The 26,522-nt window shown below is 74.3% G+C and carries 20 protein-coding genes and 2 pseudogenes; 12 read left to right on the top strand and 10 right to left on the bottom strand.

Features of this window, described 5'->3' with window-relative positions:
• The first annotated feature begins 48 nt into the window (after positions 1-48).
• The 4 genes from GA0070216_RS19325 (at position 49) to GA0070216_RS19310 (ending at position 6,669) form a co-directional block, all read left to right on the top strand.
• Positions 49-849: an MBL fold metallo-hydrolase gene (locus GA0070216_RS19325; RefSeq protein WP_091247971.1), complete on the top strand. Its 801-nt coding sequence runs from the start codon at positions 49-51 to the stop codon at positions 847-849.
• The gene (locus GA0070216_RS19320; RefSeq protein WP_091247748.1) at positions 846-4,418 is read left to right on the top strand and encodes an adenylate/guanylate cyclase domain-containing protein; all 3,573 of its coding nucleotides are present in this window, start codon (positions 846-848) and stop codon (positions 4,416-4,418) included. The genes GA0070216_RS19325 and GA0070216_RS19320 overlap by 4 nt, the downstream gene beginning before the upstream one ends.
• Before the next feature lie 151 nt (positions 4,419-4,569).
• On the top strand, positions 4,570-5,079 hold the full coding sequence (locus GA0070216_RS19315; protein ID WP_091247746.1) for a hypothetical protein: 510 nt from the start codon (positions 4,570-4,572) through the stop codon (positions 5,077-5,079).
• A 30-nt stretch (positions 5,080-5,109) separates the two neighbouring features.
• On the top strand, positions 5,110-6,669 hold the full coding sequence (locus tag GA0070216_RS19310) for a serine/threonine-protein kinase (protein WP_091247743.1): 1,560 nt from the start codon (positions 5,110-5,112) through the stop codon (positions 6,667-6,669).
• Here the strand turns inward: GA0070216_RS19310 and GA0070216_RS19305 are convergent.
• A complete protein-coding gene (locus GA0070216_RS19305; protein ID WP_091247740.1) occupies positions 6,656-6,982 on the bottom strand; it encodes a hypothetical protein in 327 nt (108 codons plus the stop codon). The two genes, GA0070216_RS19310 and GA0070216_RS19305, sit on opposite strands and share 14 nt — an antisense overlap.
• A gap of 314 nt (positions 6,983-7,296) precedes the next feature.
• On the opposite strand from GA0070216_RS19305, the gene GA0070216_RS19295 reads away from it, so the two are divergent.
• Both GA0070216_RS19295 and GA0070216_RS19290 read left to right on the top strand, forming a co-directional pair.
• Positions 7,297-8,238: a transporter substrate-binding domain-containing protein gene (locus tag GA0070216_RS19295; protein ID WP_091247735.1), complete on the top strand. Its 942-nt coding sequence runs from the start codon at positions 7,297-7,299 to the stop codon at positions 8,236-8,238.
• Positions 8,235-9,275, top strand: a complete 1,041-nt coding sequence (locus GA0070216_RS19290) for a hypothetical protein (protein ID WP_091247732.1) — start codon at positions 8,235-8,237, stop codon at positions 9,273-9,275. Before GA0070216_RS19295 ends, GA0070216_RS19290 begins: the two co-directional genes overlap by 4 nt.
• A gap of 7 nt (positions 9,276-9,282) precedes the next feature.
• On the opposite strand, the gene GA0070216_RS19285 is transcribed toward GA0070216_RS19290, so the two are convergent.
• The 9 genes and pseudogenes from GA0070216_RS19285 to GA0070216_RS19245 form a co-directional block, all read right to left on the bottom strand.
• A complete protein-coding gene (locus GA0070216_RS19285; RefSeq protein WP_091247730.1) occupies positions 9,283-10,446 on the bottom strand; it encodes an acyl-CoA dehydrogenase family protein in 1,164 nt (387 codons plus the stop codon).
• Complete coding sequence (locus GA0070216_RS19280; protein WP_091247728.1) at positions 10,443-12,434, bottom strand: acetyl/propionyl/methylcrotonyl-CoA carboxylase subunit alpha; 1,992 nt, start codon at positions 12,432-12,434, stop codon at positions 10,443-10,445. The genes GA0070216_RS19285 and GA0070216_RS19280 overlap by 4 nt, the downstream gene beginning before the upstream one ends.
• Positions 12,435-12,502: 68 nt before the next feature.
• Positions 12,503-14,104: an acyl-CoA carboxylase subunit beta gene (locus tag GA0070216_RS19275; RefSeq protein ID WP_091247726.1), complete on the bottom strand. Its 1,602-nt coding sequence runs from the start codon at positions 14,102-14,104 to the stop codon at positions 12,503-12,505.
• A 118-nt stretch (positions 14,105-14,222) separates the two neighbouring features.
• Entirely contained in the window at positions 14,223-15,419 is a 1,197-nt protein-coding gene (locus tag GA0070216_RS19270) for an acyl-CoA dehydrogenase family protein (protein WP_091247724.1), read from the bottom strand.
• 128 nt (positions 15,420-15,547) lie between these two features.
• A pseudogene (locus tag GA0070216_RS19265) lies at positions 15,548-17,254 on the bottom strand (acyclic terpene utilization AtuA family protein); the annotation flags it as partial.
• Positions 17,255-17,376: 122 nt separating this feature from the next.
• Positions 17,377-18,147, bottom strand: a pseudogene (locus GA0070216_RS19260) (TIGR03084 family metal-binding protein); the annotation flags it as partial.
• 35 nt (positions 18,148-18,182) lie between these two features.
• Positions 18,183-18,869 (bottom strand): TetR/AcrR family transcriptional regulator, encoded by a 687-nt coding sequence (locus GA0070216_RS19255; RefSeq protein ID WP_091247718.1) that lies wholly within the window; start codon positions 18,867-18,869, stop codon positions 18,183-18,185.
• A 107-nt stretch (positions 18,870-18,976) separates the two neighbouring features.
• Entirely contained in the window at positions 18,977-19,738 is a 762-nt protein-coding gene (locus GA0070216_RS19250; protein ID WP_245722590.1) for a metallophosphoesterase family protein, read from the bottom strand.
• A 168-nt stretch (positions 19,739-19,906) separates the two neighbouring features.
• Positions 19,907-20,584, bottom strand: a complete 678-nt coding sequence (locus GA0070216_RS19245) for a Crp/Fnr family transcriptional regulator (protein WP_067306583.1) — start codon at positions 20,582-20,584, stop codon at positions 19,907-19,909.
• A gap of 220 nt (positions 20,585-20,804) precedes the next feature.
• On the opposite strand from GA0070216_RS19245, the gene GA0070216_RS19240 reads away from it, so the two are divergent.
• The 6 genes from GA0070216_RS19240 to GA0070216_RS19215 all read left to right on the top strand — a co-directional run bounded on the left by GA0070216_RS19240 (position 20,805) and on the right by GA0070216_RS19215 (position 26,453).
• The gene (locus tag GA0070216_RS19240; RefSeq protein ID WP_091247714.1) at positions 20,805-21,623 is read left to right on the top strand and encodes an adenosylcobinamide amidohydrolase; all 819 of its coding nucleotides are present in this window, start codon (positions 20,805-20,807) and stop codon (positions 21,621-21,623) included.
• Between the two features lie 56 nt (positions 21,624-21,679).
• A complete protein-coding gene (locus GA0070216_RS19235; protein WP_091247712.1) occupies positions 21,680-22,834 on the top strand; it encodes a CapA family protein in 1,155 nt (384 codons plus the stop codon).
• Between the two features lie 51 nt (positions 22,835-22,885).
• Entirely contained in the window at positions 22,886-23,674 is a 789-nt protein-coding gene (gene nth, locus GA0070216_RS19230; RefSeq protein WP_091247709.1) for an endonuclease III, read from the top strand.
• Entirely contained in the window at positions 23,671-24,384 is a 714-nt protein-coding gene (locus GA0070216_RS19225) for a TlpA family protein disulfide reductase (RefSeq protein WP_091247707.1), read from the top strand. The genes nth and GA0070216_RS19225 overlap by 4 nt, the downstream gene beginning before the upstream one ends.
• 133 nt (positions 24,385-24,517) lie before the next feature.
• The gene (locus GA0070216_RS19220) at positions 24,518-25,216 is read left to right on the top strand and encodes an NUDIX hydrolase (RefSeq protein ID WP_091247704.1); all 699 of its coding nucleotides are present in this window, start codon (positions 24,518-24,520) and stop codon (positions 25,214-25,216) included.
• Between the two features lie 58 nt (positions 25,217-25,274).
• Positions 25,275-26,453 carry a MarP family serine protease gene (locus GA0070216_RS19215; protein ID WP_091247702.1) on the top strand — a complete coding sequence of 393 codons (1,179 nt, stop codon included), beginning with the start codon at positions 25,275-25,277 and terminating at the stop codon, positions 26,451-26,453.
• Positions 26,454-26,522 lie beyond the last annotated feature (69 nt).

Genomic DNA, 26,522 nt, shown 5'->3' with positions numbered 1-26,522 from the left:
TTCCGCAAGATCGCGGGGAGTGGCGGGCGGGGTCGTACGATCGCAGCCATGACCGGGCATGTGACGGCACCGCCGGCCGCGCTGGCCGACCGGCTGCCGGACTGGGTGACGTTGCTGCGTGCCCCCAATCCTGGGCCGATGACCCTGGAGGGCACCAACACCTGGGTGCTGCGCGCCCCCGGAGCGCAGTACGCGGTCGTCGTCGACCCGGGTCCGCCGGACGAGGGGCACCTGGCCGCCATCGCGGCGCACGCGCCGATCGGGTTCGTGCTGATCACCCACGGGCACCCCGACCACACCGAGGGCGCTCCCCGCCTGAGCGAGCTGCTCGGTGGCGTGCACGTGCTCGCCGTCGATCCGGCGCACACCATCGGCGGTCAGCCGTTGACCGAGCCGGGCGAGCAGTTCGGCGGCTTCGGGCTGAGCATCGACCTGGTCGACACCCCGGGGCACACCGCCGACTCCGTCTGCTTCCTGGTGGAACACGGCGGCGAGCGGGTCGTGCTGACCGGCGACACCATCCTCGGCCGGGGCACCACCGTCGTCGCCCACCCCGACGGCCACCTCGGCGACTACCTGACCAGCCTGGGGCGGCTCGGCACGTACCAGGGGGTTCCGGCGCTGCCCGGGCACGGCCCGGCGCTGGCCGACTGCGGCGCGGCGGCCGACTTCTACCTGGCCCACCGTCGGGCCCGGCTCGACCAGGTCCGGGCCGCCGTCGCCGAGGGTGCCGGCACCGCGCCCGAGGTGGTGGCGAAGGTCTACGCCGACGTGGACCGGTCGTTGTGGTGGGCCGCCGAGTGGTCGGTCCGCGCCCAGCTGGAGTATCTCGGGGTGGAGCAGCCGTGACCTGCCCGGTGTGCGGCACGCTCGCCGTCCCGGGCGGGCGGTTCTGCCACAACTGCGGGGCGGCGCTGCCCGCTGCCGCCACCCTGCCGACGGCTGAGCGCCGGGTGGTCACCGTGCTCTTCGGCGACCTGTCCGACTTCACCTCGTGGTCGGAGGATCTCGACCCGGAGCGGGTGGGTGCGGTCACCGACCGGGTGCTCGCCGCGCTCGCCGGTGCGGTGAAGACCTTCGGCGGGCACGTCGACAAGCTCACCGGCGACGGGATCATGGCGGTCTTCGGTGCCCCGGTGGCCCACGAGGACGACGCCGAGCGGGCTGTCCGGGCCGCCCTGTCGATGCAGCGGGCGGTGCGCCGGGTGCTCGACGACGAGCGGGGCGGCGGTGCGCCGCTCGGCCTGCGGGTCGGGCTGAACACCGGCGACGTGATCGCCGGCATCCAGGCCGCCATCGAGTACACGGTCATCGGGGACACGGTGAACACCGCCGCCCGGCTGGCCGACGCCGCCGCCGTCGGCGCGATCTACGCCGGTGCCCGGACCTCGTCGGCCACCCGGCACGTCGCCTCCTGGCGGGTGCTGCGCCCGCTGCGGCTCAAGGGCAAGCGCGAGCCGGTCGAGGCGTTCGAGTTGCTGGGCCTGCTGGACGCTCCGGGCACCCGGTCGGGCCTCGGCGACGAGGCGCCCTTCGTCGGGCGGGAGACCGAGATCGGCCGGGTCGCCGGCCGGCTCGCCGAGGTGATCGACCGGGGCGAACCCCGGGTGCTGCTGATGACCGCCGAGGCGGGGATCGGCAAGTCGCGGTTCGCCGCCGAGGTGGAGCGCCTCGCCGCCGGTTACGACGTCGGCGCCGGCCGGTACGCCGCCCACAGCGGCGCCCGGGTGCTCTCGGTCCGCTGCGCCGCCTTCGGTGAGCGACGTCGGCTGGCCCCCCTGGCCGACCTGGTCCGGGCCGCCGTCGGCCTGCCCAACGACACCTCCACCGCGCTGACCCGGCCGGCCGTGGAGGAGCGGCTGCGTCGGCTCGGCCAACGGCTCGCCCGGCTGCGTACCGATGTGCCGCCGATCGCCGGAGACCAACTGTTGGCCCTGCTCGGTTACGCCGAACTGCCCGGTAACGCGGGCGACCAGGACGGGTGGGGCGCCACCCCGCCGGCCGCCGACGCCGAGGCGGTGCCGGTCGCGGTGGCCGGGCTGCTCAGCGCCCTGGCCGCCGAGGCGCCGCTGGTGATCGTCGTCGACGACCTGCACGACGCCACCGGCGAGACGATCGCCGCGCTCGGAGCCACCCTGTCCCGGCTCACCGGCCCGGTGCTGGTGATGCTGCTGGGCCGCCCGGAGCTGGTCCGGACCGCCGGGGCGCTGACCTGGATCGCCGACGCCGAGGTGCACGCGTTGCCGCCGCTGCGCGGTGCCGACGCCTCCCGCCTGCTCACCAGCTATCTCAACGGCGGCAAGCTGCCGCCGGCCGACGCCGACCGGTTGCTCGCCACCGCCCAGGGCAACGCGTTCTATCTGGCCGAACTGGTCACCCTGCTGCGGGAGCGGGGCGCGCTGACCGCCGGCCCGGACGGCGGCTGGCGGCTGGTGCCCGGCTCGCTGGGCAGCCGGTTGCTCTCCCGGGACCTCGCCGCCGTGCTCGCCGCCCGGATCGACGCCCTCCCGCCGGAGGCCCGTTCAGCGCTGCGGGACGCCGCCGTGGTCGGTGACGTGGTGCCCGCCGGGGCGCTGGAGGCGCTGCGCGAGCAGCGGGCCGGACGGGACGGCCGACCCGCCGCGGTGGCCGCCGTCGAGCTGGAACGGGCCGTGGAGGAGCTGCTGCAACGTCGGATGCTGCACCGCACCCGGACCGGCTTCGCGTTCGCCACCCCGCTGATGCGCGAGGCCGCCTACGTCGGGGTGAGCAAGGCCGAGCTGGCCGAACGGCACGCCGCGCTGGCCCGCTGGGCCACCGGAGTCCCCGGGTCGTCGGTCGCCCCGCCGGGCGGGTTCAGCGACGCGGCCCGGGACGACTTCGTGGCCGAGCAGGTCGAGCGGGCCGCCACCCTCGCCGACGCGGTGAAGCTCCGCCCGGACTCGCCGGCCCGGACGGTCGCCGGGCTGGGGGTGGCCGCGCTGGGCCGGGCCGCCCGCCGGGCGTTGCAGGTCGGTGAGCCGGCGCTGGCCGTCGAGCACGCCGAACGCGCCGCCGAACTGGCCCGCGAGGGGGTGCCCCCGGCCGACCGGGTGGCACACGCCCGGGCGCTGTTGCAGGTCGGTCGGGTCGGTGACGCGCTCGCCTTCGCCGAGAAGATCGCCGCGAACGCCGGTGACGACGCCGCCACCCGGGCCAGTGCCCTGCTGCTCGCCGGGCAGGCCCACCAGACCTCGGGCGACCAGGTCCGGGCGGCGGCCTGCTGGCAGGAGGCGTTGCAGGTGGCCACGGTTGGGGAGGTGACCAACCTGCGGGCCTCGGCGATGCGCCGGCTCGGGATGGCCGACTTCGTCGCCGGTCGGCTCGGCCAGGCGAGCAGCCGGCTCGCCGCCTCCTACCAGATCAGCCTCGCCGCGAAGGACCTGCGGGGGCAGGCCTGGGCGTTGCAGAACCTGGCCTGGGTCACCACCACTCGGGGGGACTTCGCCGGCACCGACGCGGTGCTCGGTCGGGCCGCCCGGCTCTTCGCCGAGTTGAAGGACCCGTACGGGCGGGCCTGGCTGCGCGGCACCACCGCCTTCGCCCGGCTGCTGGCCGGCCGGCTGGGGGAGGCCTGCCGGCTGGCCGGGATCTTCCTGCCGTTCGGGGAACGGGTCGGCGAGGCGTGGGCGGTGGGCACGTTGCGCGCGGTCGAGGCGTTCGCCGGTGCGGAGCTGGGCGAGGTGGCCGAGGCGGACCGGCAGGCCCGGCGGGCGTACCGGGACTTCGCCGCGGTCTCCGACGACTGGGGGCGCGGGTTCGCGCTGGTCGTCCGGGGTGTGGTGGCACGGGGGCTGGGTGAGCCGGAGCACGCCGCCGACCTGTTCACCGACGCCCTGGCGTACGCCGGGCGGACCTCGCACCCGTTGCTCACCGGGATGGCCGGCACGTTGCGGGGTTTCGTCGCGCTGGACATGGGCGACTGCGAGACCGCCGAGCGGGACGCCCGGGCGGTGCTGACCGCCGTCGAACCGCACAATCCGCAGGCCCCGGCGCAGGCCGCGCCCCGGGTGCTGCTCGCCACCGCCCGGCTCGCCGCCGGGGACCCGGCCACCGCGGTCGGGTTGCTCGCCCCGGTGGCGACGACGGCGGCGAAGACGCCGACGCTGCTCTTCTCCCGCCGGCAGACCCTGGCCCGGTACGCGTCGGCGCTGCTCGCCCACGGTCAGCAGGAGCAGGCGTTGGACTGGGCCCGCCGGGCGGTCGCCGCCCCGGCGGAGGACGTCCGCAGCCAGGTGATCGGCGCGGGGGTGCTGGCCGAGGCGTTGGCGGCCTGCGGCCACCCGGCGGAGGCGCTGGCCAGTGCGCAGGAGGCGGTACGGCTGGCGTACGCGACCGAGCAACGCAGCGAGCGGGCCGGCGCCGACGCCCTGCGGGCCCGGCTGGCCGCCGACGCCTGACCGGCGCGGACGCCTCGCCGTCGGCGGCCGGTGGGGGCGGAACGGTAGGTCTGTCGGTTACGGGGATGTGCGCGTATCGGCGGGGACGGTTAGCGTGTCACTTCACGCGACCGCCCCTCGGTGCCGGTTGCGCCGTCGGGTGGGGGAGCAGATGAGGTTGCCGCGTTCGGGCGCCGGTTGGACGATCGCGGTCTTCGGGGTGCTGGCGGTGCTGCTCGGTGCGCTCGGGCTGGTGTGGCCGCAGGCGCAGCTGAGAATGCTCGGCTTCGAGGTGCCGCAGACCCGGAGCCCCGGCGACTACACCGGCACGTTCCTCACCGCGTCCGCGATGGCCTCGTTCAACATGGGCGTCTACTACCTGCTCGCGGTGGCGACCGAGTGGCGGGCGTTCTACCGGTTCACGGTGGTCTTCCGGCTGGTCACCTTCACCGTCTTCACGCTGACCGTGCTGGCCGACGTGGCTCCGGACCGGTTCATCGGGGTGGCTCTCTGGGAGGGGGCGGGCGCGGTGGCGACGGCGATCGGCCTGCGGTGGGACGCCCGTCGATCGGCCGGCAACGCTCCCACTCCGGCGGAATCCCAGGTCAGCGGCGTCACCGAGGGTGCGTCGAGCGGGTCGGCCCTGGCCGGTCCGGCCGCTCCCGCCGGTACGGACCGCTGAGCGCCCCGGCGGAACGGGTATTTTCGAGCCGTGACCGAGACCCCGCCCGGCGCCCTCCGGCTGCCCATTGTGCCCGGTCTAACCGATTTGAAAGTCTTTGCCCGGGGCGGCTACGCCACCGTCTACCGGGCCACCCAGATCTCCGTCGGCCGGGAGGTCGCCGTCAAGGTGGAGAACCGCACCCTGGACAGCGAACGGGACCAGGCCCGGTTCCTGCGGGAGGCGCGGGCGGCCGGGCGGATGTCCTCGCACCCGCACGTGGTGGACCTCTTCGACGTCGGAGTGACCGTCGACCAGCACCCGTACCTGATCATGGAGCTGTGCGACGGCTCGTACGCCGAACGGATGCGGACCTCGCCCCTCGACGCGTCCGAGACCCGTGACCTCGGCATCAAGATCGCGGACGCGCTGGCCCACTCGCACGCGGCCGGGGTGCTGCACCGCGACGTCAAGCCGGCCAACATCCTGCACTCGCACTTCAACTCGGCGGTGCTGGCCGACTTCGGGCTGGCGGTACTGGCCGAGGCGCGGGACGCCTCGGTCACCCTGGAGGTGCTCACCCCGGCCTACGCGCCGCCGGAGATGTTCAACCACAGCCCGCCGTCGCCGGCCGTCGACGTGTACGCCCTCTGCGCCACCCTCTATGCGGTGATGACCGGCCGGCCCCCGCGCTGGCAGTCCGAGCGCAACCCGAGCCTGGTCACCGTGCTGGAGTTGTTCCACCACCCGATCCCCGACCTGCCCGGGGTGCCGACCGAACTGGTCGACGTGCTCCGCGCCGGGATGTCCAACGACCCCGACGCCCGCCCCTCCGCGCTCGAACTGCGTGACCTGCTCACCGCGTTGCCCGTCGACCCGGCTCCCGCCCCGGTCAGCGGCGCGCCGGTCTCCGGCGGGCCGTCGACCGGCGGGTCGGGCGGCGGTGGGCCGTACACCCTCGGGTGGACCACCGGTCAACCCGGGCGGATCACCGGCCAGCCGAGCCCGCGTCCACCCGTCCAGGACGACCAGCCGACCGTGCCGCACGGCGAGCGGCGGCGGCGGCGCTGGTTCTTCGGCGGGGCCGGGGTGCTCGCCCTGGCCGCCTCGGCGAGCGCCGGGGCGTGGGTGGCCGGCGGTGCCCCACCGTTGGCCGGGCCGACCGCCGCCCCGTCGACCGTCGGCTCGTCCAGCCCGGCCGCCCGCTGGGGCACCCTGCCCGGCTGCGCGGCCGACGGTACGGCCGCGACCCTGCCGCCCGGTGCCCGGTGCGCCCCCGTGCTGGAGTGCTTCGGCCCGGTACGGCTACGCGGCGACCGGGCGGAGGCCCCCCAGGTCTCCTGCGAGGGGCGGCACACCTGGGAGACCTACGTGGAGGGTCAGTTGCCGGCCGCGCTGGCCGGGGCCGGGCATGCCGCGATCAGCGTCGACCCGACGGTCCGTTCGGTGTGCAACGCCCGGACGTTCCGGCTGACCAGCGGGATCGACTACGCCAACGGCTGGCGGCTGGAAGTGCTGCCGCCCGGCGAGACGGAGCTCGACCGGACCTACCGCTGCCTCGCCGGGCGGGGGGTGGACGCCCTGGTCGCGCCCACCCTCACTGGTCGCTGACCTCGCGCATCCGGTGCAGCCGGCTCAGCACCGCCGCGCTGTCCAACGCGTCCAGAGTGTCCGCGTCGAGGAACGATCCCGGCTGCAACTGCCCAGGCTGGGGCGCTGCGGCCGGCGCCTCCCCGGAGTCGCGTTCGCGCAGCGCGGCGAGCGCGGTGCCGGTCACCGTCGCGAAGAGGACACCGAGCAGCGCCAGCCCCACGGTCAGGATGCCGGCGGGATGCCGGAAGACCAGGACCACCAGCACCGCACCGGTCGCCAGCGCCGCGACCACCGCCACGGTCCGCGCGTCCGGCTTCAGGATTCGGCTCACCTGACAAGCATGGCCTGAACGGGCGCGCTGTCAAACCATCCGGCTCGGCGTGGTTGACCGTTCTGCCTAGAGTGACGAAACGTCGGGATGCCGTCGCGCTGTCGCTGGGCCACGGCAAGCCGACCGAGGTCGCCCTGCTCCGGGTGGAAGCCCGCGGCCAGCAGGCCCGGATCGGCGGCCTTCTCCCGACCCGGGTGGCCCGGCACCGACATCGCGCCGGCCGCACCGTTCCTCCCGGCCGGGTGGCACGACGGAGATGGACCGGAGCGGCTACCCTCGGTGTCCCCCAGGCTGTCCGTCAGCGAGGTGCGCCGATGAACGACACGTCCGCCCGCCATCGGGTCCGATCGGTCGCCGCCACCCTGGCGGTGGCACTGACCCTCACCCTGGCCGCCGCCGCCGGTTGCGACAACCGCCGCGAGCCGTCGCTGCCCTCGGTGCGCGACAAGCTGCGGGAGTCGCACATCGACGGTCAGCCGAAGATCAAGATCGGGGTGGCCACCACCGAGCCGTTGATGGGCGAGCTGCGCAACGGCGCGCACGCCGGCTTCGACGTGGAGATCGCCCGCTATGTCGCCTCCTACCTCGGCTACGAGGGCGACCAGCGCATCGAGTGGGTCTCGGTGACCACCGAGGACCGCATCCCCGCCCTCCAGGGTGGCCTGGTCGACCTGGTGGTCTCCAGCTTCTCGATCACCGAGGAGCGGGAGAAGCTGGTCAGCTTCGCCGGGCCGTACTTCGTCACCACCCAGGAGGTGATGGTGCCGACCCGGCTCAAGGACAAGATCCGCACCATTGAGGACCTCCGCGAACCGGCCTACAAGGTCTGCACCAGCGGCGGCTCCACCACCGAGGCGGAGCTGGCCAAGCACGACGTGAAGGCGCTGGTGGTCAAGGAGGTCGGCGACTGCGTCAAGGGCATCCGGGAGGGCCGCTACGACGCGGTCAGCTCCGACGAGACGATCCTCGCCGGCTTCCTCTCGCTCTATCCGACTGAGTTCGAGATCGTCGACATGCCCTTCGGCACCAGCGAACTGCTCGGCATCGGTGTGCCGATCGGCGATCCCGCGCTGCGTGACCTGGTGGCCTTCGCCCTGCAGAAGAGCTACCTGGCGGGGCGCAACGGGATCAGCAGCCCGTGGCTCACCGCGTACAACCGGACCCTCGGGCCGTGGTTGAAGGCGGAGAAGGCACAGCCGCAGCCGCTGAACGTGCCGGACCTGGTCGACTTCGACGACAAGGCGCCGACCCGGTGACCGCCCCGGCCGTACCGCAGGATCTGGGCGCCACCACCGTCCCGGTGCGTGACGGCTGGGACCCGGCGGTGGAACGGCGGGCGCGGGCCAGCCAGTCGTTCTGGACGGCGGTGGTGGGCGTGCCCGCCATCTTCTCCGTGCTGCGCCTCGGCGTCGAGGCGGGCGGCGAACTCCAGACCACGCTGCTGCTGGTGGCGAACGTCGGGCCGGTGAACCTGCTGGCCGGCTTCCTGACCACCGCCGCCCGGCTGCTCTCCACCGGCCTGGTCGCGGTCTTCGCGTTGGGCGCGGTGCTGCGGGTGAGCGTCGAACGGATGCCGCCCACCGTCCGTCGCCCGCTCTTCGTCCGCTGGGCGGACCTCACCCCGGCCTGGTTCGTGCTGGCCAGCTTCCTGATGGCCATGGTCACCTGGCAGCTGCTCTATCTGCCGCTGCTGCTGCCGGCGTTCGTCGCCGCCTTCCAGCTCACCCCGGCGCGACTGCACGAGCACCTCGTGCTCCGGGCGCTGATCGTGGTGATGCTCCTCGCCGGTTACGGCTGGCTGCTCGCCCCCACCCTGGTCGACGCGTGGCAGCAGCGGGAGCTGCTCGCCCTGGTGCTGTTCGTCACCCCGCCGCTGCTCGCGCTCGCGGTGACCGGTCCGCTGCCCGGGGCGGTGATCCGGCCGCTCGCCTCGATCACTGAGGCCGCGGTGCTGGCCATGCTGGTCTGGGCGGCGCTGCCGGTGATCACCACGCCGGTGCTGCCGCTGACCGTGACCACCGTGGAGTCGAGCCCCGGCGTCACCGAGGACGTCCGGGGGCACGTGGTCACCGTGGACGACGTCAACATGGTGCTGCTCCAGGAGCGCGGCGGCGTCCGGTACGTGCCGGTGGACGACGTCCGCGCCCAGGTGCTCTGCCCCAGCGAGGAGGAGCTGCCCCGGCACCGGCTGCGGGTCCGGGACTACCACGTCGAGGACTCACTGCTGGAGGGGCTGGGCCGGCGGGTCCGCCCGGTGCACCGCACCGACGCGGCGTGCCGCACCCTGCACTGAGCCGGGGTCAGTAGGACTTCTCCTGGCCGAGCACGTGCTGGGCGACGAAGTTGAGGATCATCTCCCGGCTGACCGGGGCGATCCGGCCGGCCCGGACCGCGCCGAGCAGCGTCGCCACGCCGTACTCGGTGGTCATGCCGGCCCCGCCGAGGGCCTGCACGGCGGTGTCCACGGCCAGCGCGGCGGCCTCCCCGGCGGTGTACTTGGCCATGTTGCCGGCCACCCCGGCCTCCAGGTCGCGGCCCGCGTCGTACAGGGTGGCCGCCTTGTGGATCATGAGGCGGGCCAGCTCCACCTGCACCGCCGCGTGCGCCAACGGGTGCGCGACCCCCTGGTGCGCGCCGATGCTCCGCCCACCCCAGACCTTGCGGGTGGCGGTGTACTCGCTGGCCCGCTCGATGGCGTACCGGCCGGTGCCGACGCCCATCGCGGCGACCGTGATCCGCTCCGGGTTCAGCCCGCTGAACAGCGCCGGCAGGCCGGCGTCCAGCGACTCACCGACCAGCGCGTCGGCGGGCAGCCGGACATCGTCCAGATAGAGCAGGAACTGGTTCTCCGGGGAGACGATCTCCATGTCGAGGGCGGACCGGGTCAACCCGGCGGCGTCGGTCGGCACCACGAACAACGCGGGCTTGAGCTTCCCGGTCGCCGCATCCTCGGTACGGGCCACCACCAGCACGTACTGCGCCTCGTCCACGCCGGAGATGTAGCACTTGCGGCCGGACAGCAGCCAGTCGTCGCCGTCGCGGCGGGCCACCGTGCCGAGCCGGTGGAAGTTCGACCCGGCGTCCGGCTCGGTGATCGCGAAGACCACCTTCAGCGAGCCGTCGGCGAAGCCGGGCAGGAAGCGCTTGCGCTGCTCCTCGGTGCCGTGCCGGTGGATCACCGTGGCGGCGATGGCCGGCGACACCACCAGCAGCAGCAGCGGACAACCGGCGGCGGCCAACTCCTCGCCGACGATGGCCAGCTCGGTGAGGCCGCCACCGCCGCCGCCGTACTCGGTGGGGACGTTGACGCCCAGGTAGCCGAGCCGACCGGCCTCCTCCCACAGCTCGGTGGTGTGCCCGCCGGATTTCGCCTTCTCGACGAAGTAGGAGTGGCCGTACCGGCGGCCCAGCGCCCGGACGGCGTCGCGGAGCTGGTCCTGCTCCGGGGTGAGGTCGAAATTCATCGGGGTGCCTCCTCGGGGTCGACCACGGCCAGCACCGCACCCGTCTCGACCTGCCCACCGGTGGGCACCGGCAGGTCGGCGACCACGCCGTCGGTCGGGGCGAGCACGGGATGTTCCAACTTCATCGCCTCCAGGGTCAGCAGCAGGTCACCGGCGGCGACCCGCTGACCGACCCCGACGTGCACCCGGGTCACCGTGCCGGGCAGCGGCGCGAGCAGCGACCCGACCGCCAACGCCACCCGGGGCAGCGGGAAGCGGGGCAGCTCGGTCAGCTCCGCCGCCCCGTCCGGGCCGTCCACGAACACCACCGACCCCGCCCGGTGTACGCGGAACACCCGCCGCACCCCCGCCACGTCGAGCAGCACCCGGTCCGCCGCCGCCGTCACCAGCGTCACGGGCGACGCCGGTGGGTCGGTGGGCGGCATCGGTGGATCGGTGGACCAGTCGGCGAGACCACCGGACCGGTCCAGCCGGTAGCGCACCTCGATCTCGTCGCCGGTGCGGTCGGCGTACCGGACGACCTGGGGGAAGGCCGGCACGTTGCGCCAGCCCGACGGAAGGCCGGCGAGCACCGGGGCGTCGTCCCGTCGCGCCGCGGCGCAGGCGAGCGCGGCGGCCAGCGCCGCGACCGGGAGCTGGTCGGTCGGCAGCAACGGCGCGAAGACCTCGGCGTGCGCGTCCAGGAACCCGGTGTCCACCTGCGCCGACCCGAAATCCGCGCTGCGCAGCACCCGGACCAGCAGGTCCCGGTTGGTGGCCACCCCGTGCAGCTCGGCGCGGGCCAGCGCCCCGGCGAGCGCCCGGGCCGCCTCGGCCCGGGTCGGTGCCCAGGCGACCAGCTTCGCGAGCATCGAGTCGTAGTGCACGCCCACCGTCGATCCGGTGCACACCCCCGAGTCGAGCCGCAGGCCCCGGGTCGGGGCGAACCCGCCGACCACCCCGGGCACCGCGAACCGGTGCAGCATGCCGGTGGCCGGGCGGAACCCCTGCGCCGGGTCCTCCGCGCAGAGCCGTACCTCGATGGCATGGCCGTCGGTCGGCGGAGTCGTCGCCACCGGCAGCGCCCCGCCCTCGGCGACCAGCAGTTGCAGCCGGACCAGGTCCAGCCCGGTGACCGCCTCGGTGACCGGATGCTCCACCTGGAGCCGGGTGTTCATCTCCAGGAAGAAGAACTCGCCGCTCGGCGCGAGCAGGAACTCCACCGTCCCCGCCCCGACGTAGTCGACCGCCCGGCCGGCGGCGACCGCCGCCGCGTGCAGCCGCTCCCGCACCCCGTCGGGCAGCACCGCCGGAGCCTCCTCGACGATCTTCTGGTGCCGACGCTGGATCGAGCAGTCCCGCTCACCAAGGGCCACGACCGTGCCGGCGGTGTCACCGAAGATCTGCACCTCCACGTGCCGGCCGCGCTCGACGTACCGCTCGATGAAGACCGTGTCGTCACCGAACGCGGCGGCGGCCTCGCGGCGCGCGGAGTCGACGGCCGCCGCCAGGTCGGCGGGGTCGCGGACGATGCGCATCCCCCGACCGCCGCCCCCGGCGGACGCCTTGACCAGCACCGGGAAGTCGGTGATCTCGTCGCCGTCGGTCCAGGTGGGCAGCATCGGCACCCCCACTCCGGCGAGCAGTTCCTTCGCCGCCAGCTTGTCGCCCATCGCCGCGATCGCCCCGGCCGGCGGACCGACCCAGGTCAGGCCGGCGTCGGTCACCGCCGCCGCGAACCCGGCGTGCTCGGCGAGGAAGCCGTAACCCGGGTGGACGGCGTCCGCACCCGTGCGGCGGGCCGCGTCCAGGATCGACCCGATCCGCAGGTACGTCTCGACGGGCGTGTTCCCCGGCAGCCGGACCGCCTCGTCGGCCTCGGCCACGTACGGCGCGTCGGCGTCGGCGTCGGAGTGCACGGCGACCGTCGCCACGCCGAGCGCCCGGCAGGTGGCGAAGACCCGCCGGGCGATCTCCCCCCGGTTGGCCACCAGCAGTTTCCGAATCACCCGAACCCCCTGGCTCTCGTTCGCGACTGCGGGACTCCGCTGCGCTGCGTTCCTCGCGCTCACGGGCACTACATCCGGAAGACGCCGAAGCCGTCGGCGCCCTTCACCGGTGCGTTGTGGATCGCCGACAGGCAGAGCCCGAGGACGGTACGGGTGTCCCGGGGATCGATCACCCCGTCGTCGTAGAGCCGGCCGGAGAGGAACAACGCCCCGGACTGCGACTCGATCTGCTGCTCGACCATCATCCGCATCGCCGCGTCGGAGTCCTCGTCGTAGTCCCGGCCCCGGGCGGCGGCGGCCTGCCGGGCGACGATCGACAGCACCCCGGCGAGCTGCGCCGGCCCCATCACCGCCGACTTGGCGTTCGGCCAGGTGAACAGGAACCTCGGCTCGTACGCCCGGCCGCACATGCCGTAGTTGCCGGCGCCGTAGGAGGCGCCCAGGTTGACCGTCAGGTGCGGCACCGTCGAGTTCGACACCGCGTTGACCATCAGGGCGCCGTGCTTGATGATGCCGCGTTGCTCGTACTCGGTGCCGACCATGTAGCCGGTGGTGTTCTGGAGGAAGACCAGCGGGGTGTCGGCGGCGTTGGCGAGCTGGATGAACTGGGCCGCCTTCTGCGCCTCCGCGCTGAACAGCACCCCCCGGGCGTTCGCCAGCACGCCCACCGGATAGCCGTGCAGCTCGCCCCAACCGGTGACCAGGGCGGTGCCGTACGCCGGCTTGAACTCGTCGAACTCACTGCCGTCGAGCAGCCGGGCCAGCACCTCTCGCGGGTCGAACGGCACCTTCAGGTCGGCGCTGACGATGCCGAGCAACTCCTCCGGGTCGTACCTCGGTGGTCGGGGTGCCGGATCGCGCGGCGGTGGACCCTGCTTGCGCCAGTTGCACCGGCGGATGCACTGCCGGGCCAGCCGGATGCCGTCCCGCTCGTCCTCGGCGAGATGATCGGCGAGACCGGACGTGCCGGCGTGCATCGCCGCGCCGCCCAGCGACTCGTCGTCGGTGACCTCGCCGGTGGCCATCCGCACCAGCGGCGGGCCGGCCAGGTAGACCTGGGACCGGTCCCGGATCATGATCACGTGGTCGGACATCCCCGGCACGTACGCGCCACCGGCGGTGGCGTTGCCGAAGACCACGCTGACCGTGGGGATCTTCGCGGCGGAGAGCCGGGTCAGGTCGCGGAACACCCGGCCGCCCGGAATGAAGATCTCCGCCTGGGTGGGCAGGTCCGCCCCGGCGCTCTCCACGAGGTTGACCATCGGCAGCCGGTTCGCCAGGGCGATCTCGCCGGCCCGTCGGGTCTTTGCCAGCGACCACGGGTTGACCGCGCCGCCGCGTACCGTCGGGTCGTTGGCGACGATCAGGCACTCGACACCCTCGACCACGCCGATGCCGGTGACCACGCTCGCCCCGACCGGGAAGTCGGTGCCGTACCCGGCGACCGGTGACAACTCCAGGAACGGGCTGTCCCGGTCCAGCAGCAGCTCGATCCGCTCCCGGGGCAGCAGCTTGCCGCGCCCGTGGTGCCGGGCCACGTACTTCTCGCCGCCGCCGGCCCGCGCCTGGTCGAGCGCGGCGTCCAGCTCGGCCAACCGGTCCCGCAGCGCGTCCCGGTTGGCCACGAAGGCCGGCGCGGACGGGTCGATCGCACTGTCCAGCGTGGTCACGGGTTCCCCTCGTTCGTTCGCGACTGCGGGGCTCGCAAAACCGGCTCACTCCTCGCGCTCACAGGTTCGTCTGTCGTTCGCGACTGCGGGGCTCGCAAAACCGGCTCACTCCTCGCGCTCACAGGCCCAGGCCTTTTGCGATGATCTCGTTCATGATCTCGGTGGTGCCGCCGCCGATGCCGAGGACCCGCGCGTCCCGGTAGTGCCGCTCGACCTCGGCGTCGCGCAGGTAGCCGAACCCGCCGTGCAGTTGCAGCGCGGCATCCACCACCTGGTCGCAGGCGGCGACCGCGACGTTCTTCGCCATCGCCACCTCGGTCACCACCGGCTCGCCCGCCGCCACCCGGGCGGCCACCTGGTGCACGTACGCGCGGGCCGCCTCGGCGCGGGTGTGCATCTCCGCCAGCCGGTGCCGGACCAGTTGCCGGCTGGCCAGCGGACGGCCGAAGGTGGACCGGTCCCGGCACCAGCGGGTCGCCAGCTCCACGCAGCGCTGCGCCGTCGCGTACGCCTGGGTGGCCAGGGAGAGTCGCTCGGTGGCGAAGTTCTGCATGATCGCCAGGAAGCCGGTGTCCTCCTCGCCGATCCGGTTGGCCACCGGCACCCGGACGTCGACGAAGGACAACTCGGCGGTGTCCGAGCAGTGCCAGCCGAGCTTGTCCAGCTTGCGGCCGACGGTGAACCCGGGCGTGCCCCGGTCGATCACCAGCAGGTGCAGCGATCCGCTGCCGGGGAAGTCGCCGCAGACCGCGGTGGTGACGAAGTCGGCGCGTACCCCGCTGGTCACGTACGTCTTCGACCCGTTGACCAGGTAGTGGTCGCCGTCGCGGCGGGCGGTGGTCCGGATCGAGGCGACGTCGGAGCCGCCGTCCGGTTCGGTGACCGCCAGCGCGCCGATCAGCTCACCCGCCAGCGTCGGCCGGACGTACCGGTTGACCAGGGGATCGTCGGCGGCGGACCGGCGGGCGGGGAGCCGGCCGCCGAGCGTGCCGCCGGTGCGCGCCCCGGCCGCCGCGACGATGTGCGGCAGCGCGATGCCGTGGGTGAACAGGGCGGCGATCAGCCCCGAGGAGCCACCGGAGCGGATGATCTCCTCGGTGACCACGATCGAGTCGAGCAGGTCACCGCCGCTGCCGCCGACCGACTCGGGGAAGCCGATGCCGAGCAGGCCGATCTTCGCGGCGGTGGCGTGCAGCGTGCGGGGGACCTCACCGGCCCGCTCCCAGTCGGCCAGGTGCGGTAACACCTCCCGGGTCACGAAGGCCCGGGTCACCTCCCGCAACTGCCGCCGTTCCGGCGTGTCCACGATGGTCATCCGTCCCCCTCCCCGACCGATCCCTCCGGCCCGGGTGCCGTGCCCGGCCCGGGTGCCGTGCCCGGCGCGGCTGCCGTGTCCGGTCTGCCTGCCGCGTCCGGCCCGGCTGCGGGTGGTCCGGCGGGGATGGCGGGCAGGTCGACGAGGCGGGCGCGGAGCAGCTCACCGAGCGCCTTGGCCTGCGGATCGAACCGGGTGGAGGCGGCCACCCCGGCCCCGAGCAGCCCTCGGATCACGAAGTTGACCGCCCGCAGGTTCGGCAGTTCGTGCCGCTCGACCGTCAACGCCGTGGTCTCCGGCAGCAGGTCGGCCAGCCGCGCCACGGTCAGCCACTCCCGCAGCCACCCCCAGGTGGCGTCGGTGCGCGCCCAGACGCCGAGGTTCGCGTCGCCGCCCTTGTCCCCCGACCGTGCGCCGACCAGCTCGCCCAGCGGCCCCCGCCGGGTCGGCCCGGCCGCCGGTGCCGAACCGGTCGGCACCACGGGTGTCGTCGGGTCGGCCACGGTCCGCACTGCGCGGTGCGCCACGGTCTGCGCTACGGCCGGGGCCACGGTCTGTGGTGGCGGGGGGATCGACACCCGGGTGCCGTCCGGCAGGACGGCCAGGTGGGGCACGTCGGCCTGCGGCACGGCATCGGCGGTGAAGACGCCGTACGGGGTGGCGTCCCCGGGCAGGGTGGTCAGCGTGCAACCGGGATAGGAGGCCAGGGCCAGCTCCACCGCCGCCGCCGAGAACGCCCGCCCGGCCCGCGCCCGGTCACCGTCGCGCAGGTGTACGTGCAGCAGCGCGCTCGCCGTCTCGGTGTCGACCGCGTCGACGTGGTCGGTACGGGCCAGGGTGAACTCCAGCCCGTCCGTGCCGACCGCCGCCTCGACCTGCCCCCGGACCAGGGTCGCCTTGGCCGGGATGTCCAGCCCGCAGAGCACGAAGGTCATCGAGTTGCGGAAGCCGCCCAGGTTGTTGACGCCCACCTTGAGGGTGGCCGGCGGTGGGGTGCCCCGGACCCCGTCCACCCGGACCCGGTCCGGCCCGTCCGGGCGCAGCCGTACCGTGTCCAGCCGGGTCACCACGTCGGGGCCCAGATAGTCGGGGCCGCCCACCTCGTACAACAGTTGGGCGGTGACCGTCTCGACGGTGACCGCGCCGCCGGTGCCGGGGTGCTTGGTGAGCACCGACGAGCCGTCCGGGTGGATCTCGGCGATCGGGAAGCCGGGCCGGTGCCCACCGTCGGGCAGCTCGGTGAAGAAGCTGAAGTTGCCGCCGGTGACCTGGGCCCCGCACTCGATCAGGTGTCCGGCGACAGTGGCCCCGGCCAGCGCGTCCAGGTCGTCACGCCCCCAGCCGAACCGGGCGATGGCCGGCCCGACCGCCAGCGACGCGTCGGTGACCCGCCCGGTGACCACCACGTCCGCCCCGGCGTCCAGGCAGGCGGCGATGCCGAACGCGCCGAGGTAGGCGTTGGCGGTGAGCGCGTCCGGTCGGGGCAGGGCGTCGCCCTCGACGTGACCGACCCGGACGGCGAGCCCGAGCCGGTCGGCGAGCGCGCCGATCGCGGCGGCCAGCCCGGCCGGGTGCAGCCCGCCCGCGTTGGTGACGATCCGTACCCCCCGGTCCAGGGCGGTGCCGAGGCAATCTTCGAGCTGGCGGAGGAACGTCCTGGCATAGCCGAGGTCGGGGTCGCGCAGCCGGTCCCGGCCGAGGATCAGCATGGTCAGCTCGGCCAGGTAGTCGCCGGTCAGCACGTCCAGCTCACCGCCGTCGAGCATCTCCCGCCAGGCGGTGAACCGGTCGCCGTAGAAGCCGGAGGCGTTGCCGACCCGGAGCACGCCGCTCATGCGGTCGCCCGGATGCGCTCGTCCAGACCGTCGCGGGGTGCCGCGTCGCCGGTCCCGGACGCCTCGTCGCGTACCGTCCGCCGGTCGTCCTCCGGCGCGACCCGTTCCCGGCCGGTGCCGTGTGGTGCGCGGCCGGCTCCCGGTGGGCCGGCGAAGGCCTGGGCCACGTCGAGCCACGCGTCGACGGTCGGGCCGGTGGCGACCAGGGCGAGGTCGGCGCGGTGCCGGCGCTGGGTGACCAGCAGGCAGAAGTCGAGCGCCGGGCCGACGACCCGGTCCGCCGCGTCGGCCGGCCCGAAGGCCCAGCGCGACCCGTCCGGTGCGGCGAGTGCGACCCGCACCGGCGTCGTCGGCACCGGCCGGCCGTGGGCGGCGAACCCGTGCCCGAGGGTACGGAACCCGAGGTGCGCGACGTGCCGCAACCGCGCCGTCGGGGTACGGGTGACACCGAGCGCCTCGGCAACGTCCTCGCCGTGCGCCCAGGTCTCCATGATCCGGGCGGTGACCATCGAGGGGGCCGACATCCGGGTGCCGTACCAGGGCAGTTTCTCGCCGGCCGGCACCGCGGTGAGGGCGGCGGTGAGCGCGGCCCGGCCACTGCGCCAGCGGTCGAGCAGGGCGGCCGGCGGGGCCAGGAACTCGACCACCCCGTCCTCGACCAGCCGGCCCGGATCGGCGGCCGAGGTGACCGAGGCGTAGAACGCCGCCGGGTCGGTGGCGGCCAACCGCGCCACGTGGTCGGTCCAGGCGAGGTGGGCGATCTGGTGGGCGACCGTCCAGCCGGGGGCGGGTGTCGGCCGCGTCCACGCCTCGGTGGGCAGCGCGTCGACGAGCGCGTCGAGCTGGTCGGACTCGTCGGTCAGGTCGGCGAGCAGTGCGGTCGGGTCGACCATGGTGCCTCCCGGGCGGGTGGGCCGATGAGCGCGGGTCAGGGCCGGGCGGTGCGGTGGGCGTCGGGTCGGGTGGTGCCGGTGGGCGTCGGGCCGGGTTGGTCGTGGGGCGGGTGTGGTCCCGGGGTGAGCAGGGCGGCGAGCTGGCGTTTCCAGGTGTGCAGCAGCGCGGTACGGCGGGCCGAGTCGTCGTGGAGCAGGTTGGCCACGCCGAGCCCGCGGAGCAGGTCGAGGGTGGCCTGCACCGCCTCGCGGACCCCGGGTCGACGCTCGTCCACGTCGAGCAGCGCGACGGTGAGCCGGTGCATCTCCCGACCCACCCGGGCCTCCAGCGGCACCAACGCGCCGCGCAGCTCCGGGTCGGTGCGGGCGGCCACCCACAGCTCCAGCGCGGCGACGAAGAGCGGCCCGGTGAAGGCGGCGCCGAGCAGGTCGATCACCCGGTCGAGCCGTTGCGGCCCGACCGGCAGCGCCTCGGCCTCGACGCGCAACTCCTCGGCGCGCCGCTCGGCCAGGTGGGCGACGGCGGCGGTGACCAGGGCCGCCTTGGTGGGGTAGTGGTGCAGTTGGGCGCCGCGTGAGACACCGGCGTGGGCGGCGACCACGGTGGTGGTGGTGCCCGACCAGCCGTACCGCACCAGGCAGTCGACCGTCGCTTCGAGCAGCCGGGCCTGGGTGGCGCGGCTGCGCTCCTGCTGGGGGACGCGGGTCGGGGCGGCAGACACGGGAACAGCGTGCCGCCGTCGAAACAAACAGTCAAGCCTGACTTTTTTGCCCGGGGTGCTCCGGCCCGGTCCGCTGGTGCTCCCGGTGCTGTCGAGACGATGGCTGGTCAGCGGCCGTCGCGCGGGGCGAAGGCGGTGAGCGCGTCGAGGTCGCTGTGCCGGGAGCGCAGATACTCGTCGGCCCAGGCGGCGGCGTCCGGGTAGCCCGACTCGGTGGCGACCCGGGCACAGGCCGCGTCGACGTCGAACGCCGTACGGCGCAGCTGCACCCCGGGGCCGAGCAGCGCCCAGTACGCCCCCGGCCCGCCGTACGGCATGCCCACACTGCCCGGATTGACCACCAGGCGGCGGTCGACCAGCCGGGTGAACGGCATGTGGGTGTGCCCGCAGACCACGGTGCGCACCTGCGCGGGCAGCCCGGCGAACACCTCCGCCCAGCGGGCCGGCCGGGAGTCGACCAGCACCACCTCCTCGTCGTCGCGGGGGGTGGCGTGGCAGAAGAGCACCGGGCCGAGGCCGGCGACCGGGAGGGTGAGCGTCAGCGGCAGCGCGGCCAGCAGGTCCACCTGGTCGGCCCGGAGTTGGTCGGCCGCCCAGTTCGAGACGTCGTGCTCCGACGGCCGGCCGGCGCGGGCCTGCACCAGTTCCCGGTCGGCGTTGCCGCGTACCCAGCGGACCCGGGGACCCAGCCCGGCCAGCAGGTCCAGCACCTCGACCGGCTGCGGGCCGGCCGCCACGTCACCGGTCACCACGACCAGGTCGGCGGCGGTCACCTCCGGCTCGGCCAGCACCGCCTCCAGCGCGGGTAGCGCGCCGTGGACGTCGGAGAGCACCGCGACCCGTTCCCGCATCGGTCCACGGTCGCGCACCGCGAGCAGGATTGTCGAGAAATTCTGCGCCGGGCAGATCGGGTACCGGTGACCGGATCACCGAGGCCGGCACGGGGCGGGCGGAACAGTCGCCGGCCGGACCGGCACGCGAACGAGCCAGGGCCGCCGGTCGGGGCGGCCCTGGCTCGGGTGCGTACGCGGTGTCGGTCAGACCCGGGCGCGGCGGGCGAGACGCTCCGGGTCGAGGATGATGATGCTCTTGCCGTCCAGCCGCAGCCAGCCCCGCGAGGCGAAGTCGGCGAGCGCCTTGTTGACCGTCTCGCGGGAGGCGCCGACGAGCTGGGCGATCTCCTCCTGGGTCAGGTCGTGGGTCACCCGCAGCACGCCGCCGTCGCGGGTGCCGAACCGGCCGGCCATCTGGAGCAGGTTCTTGGCGACCCGGCCCGGCACGTCGGTGAAGATCAGGTCGGCCAGCGAGTCGTTCGTCCGGCGCAGCCTACGGGCCAGCACCCGCAACAACTGCTCGGCGATCTCGGGCCGGTTGTTGAGCCAGGGCCGCAGCGCCTGCTTGCGCAGCCGGACCAGCCGGGTGTCGGTGACCGCGGTCGCGGTGGCCGTGCGCGGGCCGGGGTCGAAGAGCGACAGCTCGCCGACCATGTCCGACGGGCCCATCACCGCGATCAGGTTCTGCCGGCCGTCGGCTGCCCGACGCCCGACCTTGATCTTGCCTGACAGGAGGATGTAGAGACTGTCGCCGGGCTCGCCCTCGTTGAACACGATCTCGCCCTTGCGGACGTCGATCGTCTCCATCTCCTTGGCGAGCGCCTCGGCAGCCTCCGGGTCGACACCCTGGAAGATCCCGCTGCGAGCCAGTACCTCATCCATCGCGCACCTCCGGTTGCGCGCTGCCGTCCCTCGGCCGGGTCCGCCGTCCGCTGATCCCTCGCGCGCCGCCAAGTCTAGGCGCATGTGAGGACGAATCAGAGCTGCACCCCGGGAATCTTGATCGTTGGGCGTAACCCCGCCGACCCGATCGGACACTACGATCATCCGCCCCAACCACCTGCTCACCGGCAGTTGTCGCCGCTGGTCGTAGGGTGGCCGGGTGCTGAGCGACCCCGTGCTGACCCACCGCCCCGAGGACGGATGGGACATTCCACTCCTGGTGTGGCGGGCCCGCTCGCCACTGCGGGCGGTCAGCTCCGGTCCGCTCGGTGGCGGGGTCGGCGTACGTCAGTGGGTGGTCAATGCGACCGTGCCGATGTCGTACCACCGGGACGACCCGGCGGCCCACCTGGCCGCGCTCGCCGACCGGCTCGGCCTCGACGGGCCCGGGATCGGCCTGCTGACCGGCGTGGACGTCGCCGAGGTGGTGACCCGGACCGACACCGGGGTACGGGCCTGGGTCACCGTCGGCCTCGGCACCCCCCTCTGGGCCGCCGCCCCCGCCCAGCTCCAGGCCCCCGCCCAGCTCCAGGCCCCCGCCCAGCTCCAGGCCCCCGCCCAGCTTCAGGCCCCGGCGCAGCCCGGCACCCCCGCCCAGCTCCAGGCCCCGGCGCAGCCCGGAACCCCGGCGCAGCTCCAGGCCCCGGCCCCGGACCAGCCCGCCGCCCCGGCTCCGGCGCGGGTGGGGACGGTCAACATCGTCGTCTACGTGCCGGCCGCGCTCGGCGACGCCGCGCTGGTGAACGCGGTCGCCACCGCCACCGAGGCGAAGTGCCAGGCGATCGGGGAACTCGGTCTGCCGGGCACCGGCACCCCCACCGACGCGGTCACCGTGCTCTGCCCGCCGCCCGGCGGGGCGGAGCCGTACGGCGGCCCCCGGTCGACCTGGGGCGCGCCGCTGGCCCGGGTCGTCCACGCGGCGGTCCGCGACGGCGGGTCGGTGCCCTGTGTCCCGTGGTCGCAGCAGCGGTCGTGCTGAACTTCCGTCCGATCGGCCGTCGTCGGTCGATTACCCACCCGGTAGCGTCGCGGGCGATGTACTCTGCCGCCTTCCCCCAGCCCCGTCCCCGCCGCCGCGCCGCGTTCGCCGCCGGCGCGTTGCTCGCCGTGCTCCTCGCCGGCTGCGCCCAGCGCGACACCCCGGACCCGGTCTGGCGACCGGGCGGTGGCGGTGGGGCCAGCGGCTCCCCGGTGCCGACCACCGGGGCGACCGGCAAGGACGAGGCGGTCACCCTGTCGGCCACCGGGGACATCGTGATGGGGATGGCCCCGTCCCGGCTGCCCGCCAACGGCGGCAAGGGCTTCTTCGACGAGGTCAAGGGCGCGCTCAAGGCCGACCTGGTGATGGGCAACCTGGAAGAGCCGCTCACCACCGACACCGGCACCGGCAAGTGCGGCGCGAACGCCAGCAACTGCTACCAGTTCCGGGTGCCGCCGGAGTACGCCGGGCACCTCAAGGACGCCGGTTTCCAGCTGCTCAACCAGGCCAACAACCATGGCTACGACTTCGGCCCGCAGGGCTACGAGAACACCCAGCAGGCGCTGGAGAAGCACGGCCTGAAGCACACCGGTGCGCCGGACCAGATCACCGTGGTCGAGGTCGGCGGGGTGAAGGTCGCGGTGGCCGGCTTCTCGTCGTACCCCTGGTCCAACAGCCTGGTCGACATCGACGCCGCCAAGGGGGTCGTCGAGAAGGCCGCCACCATGGCCGACCTGGTCGTGGTGCAGGTGCACATGGGTGGCGAGGGGTCGGACAAGACCCGGGTCCGGCCGGGCACCGAGATGTTCCTCGGCGAGAACCGGGGCGATCCGGTGAAGTTCTCCCACGCCATGATCGACGCCGGGGCCGACCTGATCGTCGGGCACGGCCCGCACGTGCTGCGCGGGATGGAGTTCTACCAGGGCCGGCTGATCGCCTACAGCCTGGGCAACTTCGCCGGGGGCGCCCGGTCGCTCAACCCGACCGGCCGGCTCGGCTGGGGCGGGGTGCTGAAGGTCTCCCTCAAGCCGGACGGCAGCTTCGCCGGCGGCTCGTTCACCTCCACCCGGATGAGTTCGGTGGGCAAGCCGGGGATGGACTCCGCCGACCAGGGGCTCGGGCTGGTCAAGCAGCTCAGCGGCAACGACTTCCCGCGTACCGGGGCACGGTTCGACGGCAAGGGGAAGATCAGCCCGCCCGACGCCGGCTGACCGGCGGCGTGGCCCGGCGGTGCGTCGGGGCGGCGACGTAGGCTGGCCGGCGTGACCATCAGCTCTCCCGGCCGGGTCGAAACGGATCTCGGCCGCACCCGGCGTGCCCGGCGGATCGGCCGGGCGCTGACCGAAGCGCACCCCGACGCCCACTGCGAACTGGACCACTCCAGCGCGTTGGAGCTGGCCGTCGCCACGATCCTCTCCGCGCAGTGCACCGACAAGAAGGTCAACGAGGTCACCCCGAAGCTCTTCACCCGTTACCCGACGGCGGCCGACTACGCCGGGGCGGACCGGGCCGAGCTGGAGGAGCTGATCCGGCCGACCGGTTTCTACCGCAACAAGACCGACTCGTTGATCAAGCTCGGGCAGGCCCTGATCGAGCGGCACGACGGCCGGGTCCCCGGTCGGCTGGCCGACCTGGTGACGCTGCCCGGGATCGGCCGCAAGACGGCCAACGTCATCCTGGGCAACGCCTTCGACGTCCCGGGGATCACCGTCGACACCCACTTCCAGCGGCTGGTGCAGCGCTGGGGGCTGACCATCCAGACCGATCCCGTCAAGATCGAACACGAGATCGGGGCGATCTTTCCGAAGCGGGAGTGGACCATGCTCTCCCACCGGATCATCTTCCACGGCCGGCGGGTCTGCCACGCCCGCAAGCCCGCCTGCGGGGCGTGCACCCTGGCCCGGCTCTGCCCGTCGTACGGGCTCGGGCCGACCGAGCCGGCCGCCGCCGCAAAGCTGCTCAAGGGGCCCCGCGCCCGGGAGCTCGCGGTCGCCGCCGGGGTCGACCCGGAGCTGGTGCCGGCCCAGGCCGTCGTCGCGGAGGCACCGTGAAACGTCGGTTCGCCGCGCTGCTCGTCCCGGCGCTGCTGGTCCTCGCCGGCTGCACCGCCACCGCCGCGCCGGAGGGCGCCGCCACCGGCCCCGACCGGGCCCCGCGCCCGTCGCCGTTCGCCGGCTGCGCCACCCTGGCCGACCCGCCGGGCACCGCGCCCACCGGCACCACCCCCGCACCCACCGGGTCCGTCGCCCCGTCCGGCCCGGCCGCACCCACCGGGTCCGCCGGTGCCGCCGACAGCGGGGGTACGGGCAGCAGCCCGGCTCCGGCCGGCGGCGGTGGCAGCCTCCTGCCCGAACTGGTGCTCTCCTGCTTCACCGGTGGTGCCCCGGTGGCGTTGCGCGACGTCCGGGGTCCGGCCGTGATCAACGTGTGGGCCTCCTGGTGCCCGCCCTGCCGCCAGGAGCTGCCCGCCTTCCAACGGCTCAGCGTTCGCGCCACCGGCCAGCTCCAGGTGATCGGGGTGAACAGCCGGGACAGCCGGGACGGTGCGCAGGCCATCGGCGAGGACTTCGGCATCCGGTTCCCGGTGCTCTTCGACCAGGGCGAGGCCCTGCAACGGGAGCTGCGCCGCACGGCGGTCCCGCTGACCCTGCTGGTCGACGCGCAGGGGCGGGTCCGGCACACCGACACCTCCGGCGCGCTCGACGACGCCCGCCTCGCCGAGCTGGTCCGCCGGCACCTCGGCCTGGCGGTGCCCGCGTGACCTCCCGCCCCCGGGTGGCCTCCGGCCCCCGCGCGACCTCCCGCCCCCGGGTGGCCTTCTTTCGCCTCCCGGTTGCCCCCGGCCGTCGCTGCGCGGCATCCGGTCAGGTCCCGGTCGGTCCGGAGCGGGGTCGATGAACTCCCGTCCGCCGTCCTGGTTCGACCCGCTGCTGGACCGGCTCGGCACCGCCCGCGCCGAGGACTTCACCCGACTGACCACCCCCGAGGAGGGCGGCCGGGAGAGCGCGGTGCTGGTGCTGCTCGGTGAGCAGCCCGGCGTCGGCCCCGACGTGCTGGTGCTCCAGCGGGCCGCCACGCTGCGCAACCACGCCGGCCAGCCGGCCTTTCCCGGTGGTGCGGCCGACCCGGAGGACGCCGACGTGCGGGCCACCGCGCTGCGCGAGGCGAACGAGGAGGTCGATCTCGATCCGGCCAGCGTGACCGTCCTCGCCGAGCTGCCGAAGCTCTGGATTCCGGTCAGTGACTTCGTGGTCACCCCGGTGCTGGCCTGGTGGCACAGCCCGCATCCGGTGCACCCCCGGGAACCGGCCGAGGTGGCGCACGTCGCCCGGCTGCCCGTCGCCGAGCTGGTCGACCCGGCCAACCGGATGCGGGTCCGCCACTCCAGCGGCTGGATCGGCCCGGCGTTCTCCGTCCGGGGGATGCTGGTCTGGGGCTTCACCGCCGGAGTGCTGGCCGCCCTCCTGGAGATGGGCGGTTGGGCCCGGCCGTGGCCCTCGTCGCGGGTGGTCGAGCTGCCGCCGACCGGGGTCACCCCGGCCCCCTCGGCCGGCACCGAGGAAGCCGACGAACTGGCCGGTCCGCTGACCTGATCATTACGTTCCGCAGCCGCAGCGCCGCACCGATGTCCGGTGCACGTACCCTTGACCGGTGTCGGCCGTGGATCTCGTTCTGCTCCTGCTCATACTCGTGTTCGCGATCAGCGGATACCGTCAGGGCTTCGTCATCGGGGCGCTGTCGTTCTCGGGGTTCTTCCTGGGCGCGCTCATCGGTCTCCAGCTCGGGCCGTTGCTGGCCCGCCAGTTCATCGACAGCGGGACAAGGGTGCTGGTCTCCCTGGTCGCGGTCTTCGGGCTCGCCGTGCTCGGTCAGGCGTTGGCCGGTTGGCTGGGCTCCCACCTGCGGCGCACGATCACCAACGACACCGCCAAGCGGGCCGACGACGTCGGCGGCGCATTCGTCTCGATCCTCGCGGTGATGCTGGTGGCCTGGCTGGTCGCGGTCCCGCTGGGCTCCTCGTCGCTGCCCTGGCTGGCCGCCTCGGTCAAGAACAGCGCGCTGTTGACCGTGGTGGACCGGGTCCTGCCCGACCAGGCCCAGGAGCTGTCCACCGCGCTGCGGGACACCGTCGACACCAACGGGTTTCCCGACGTCTTCAACGGTCTGGGCCGTACCTCGGCGCGGCAGGTCGCCCCGCCGGACCCGGCGCTGGCCGGCTCCCAGGTGGTGGCGAACAGCCAGCGGGCGGTGGTCAAGGTGCTGGGTTCCGCACCGAGCTGCTCGCGCCGGATCGAGGGTTCCGGCTTCGTCTACGCCGACGACCGGGTGATGACCAACGCGCACGTGGTGGCCGGCACCCGCTCCGTCGCGGTCGAGCTGCGCGGCGAACGGTACGACGGTGAGGTCGTCGTCTACGACCCCGACCGCGACCTGGCCGTGCTGTACGTGCCGGGGCTGCCCGGCCCGTCCCTGCGCTTCGCCGCCGGGCAGGCCGGCAGCGGCGCGGACGCGATCGTGCTGGGTTTCCCGCTCGACGGCCCGTACGACGCCCGGCCGGCCCGGGTCCGGGACGTGGACCGGATCGAGGGCCCGGACATCTACAACGCCAGCAAGGTCAACCGGGAGATCTACACGATCCGGGCGCTGGTCCGCAGCGGGAACTCCGGTGGCCCGCTGGTCTCCTCCAACGGCCTGGTGCTCGGGGTGATCTTCGCGGCGGCGGCGGACGACCCGAACACCGGTTTCGCGGTGACCGCCGAGGAGGCCCGACCGGTGGCGCTGGCCGGCGCGGAGCGTACCCGTGGGGTGGGCACCGGCGACTGCACCTGACCCGACCGTCGACGCCCCGGCCGGCCTGGGCCACCGGGCGGAGCACCCGCTTGGCGACCCGGGCGGCGA

This window comes from Micromonospora matsumotoense, assembly GCF_900091525.1.
Taxonomy (GTDB): Bacteria; Actinomycetota; Actinomycetes; order Mycobacteriales; family Micromonosporaceae; genus Micromonospora; species Micromonospora matsumotoensis.
The sequence above is the reverse complement of the archived record's forward strand: the minus strand, read 5'-3'. Positions and strand labels throughout refer to the sequence as shown.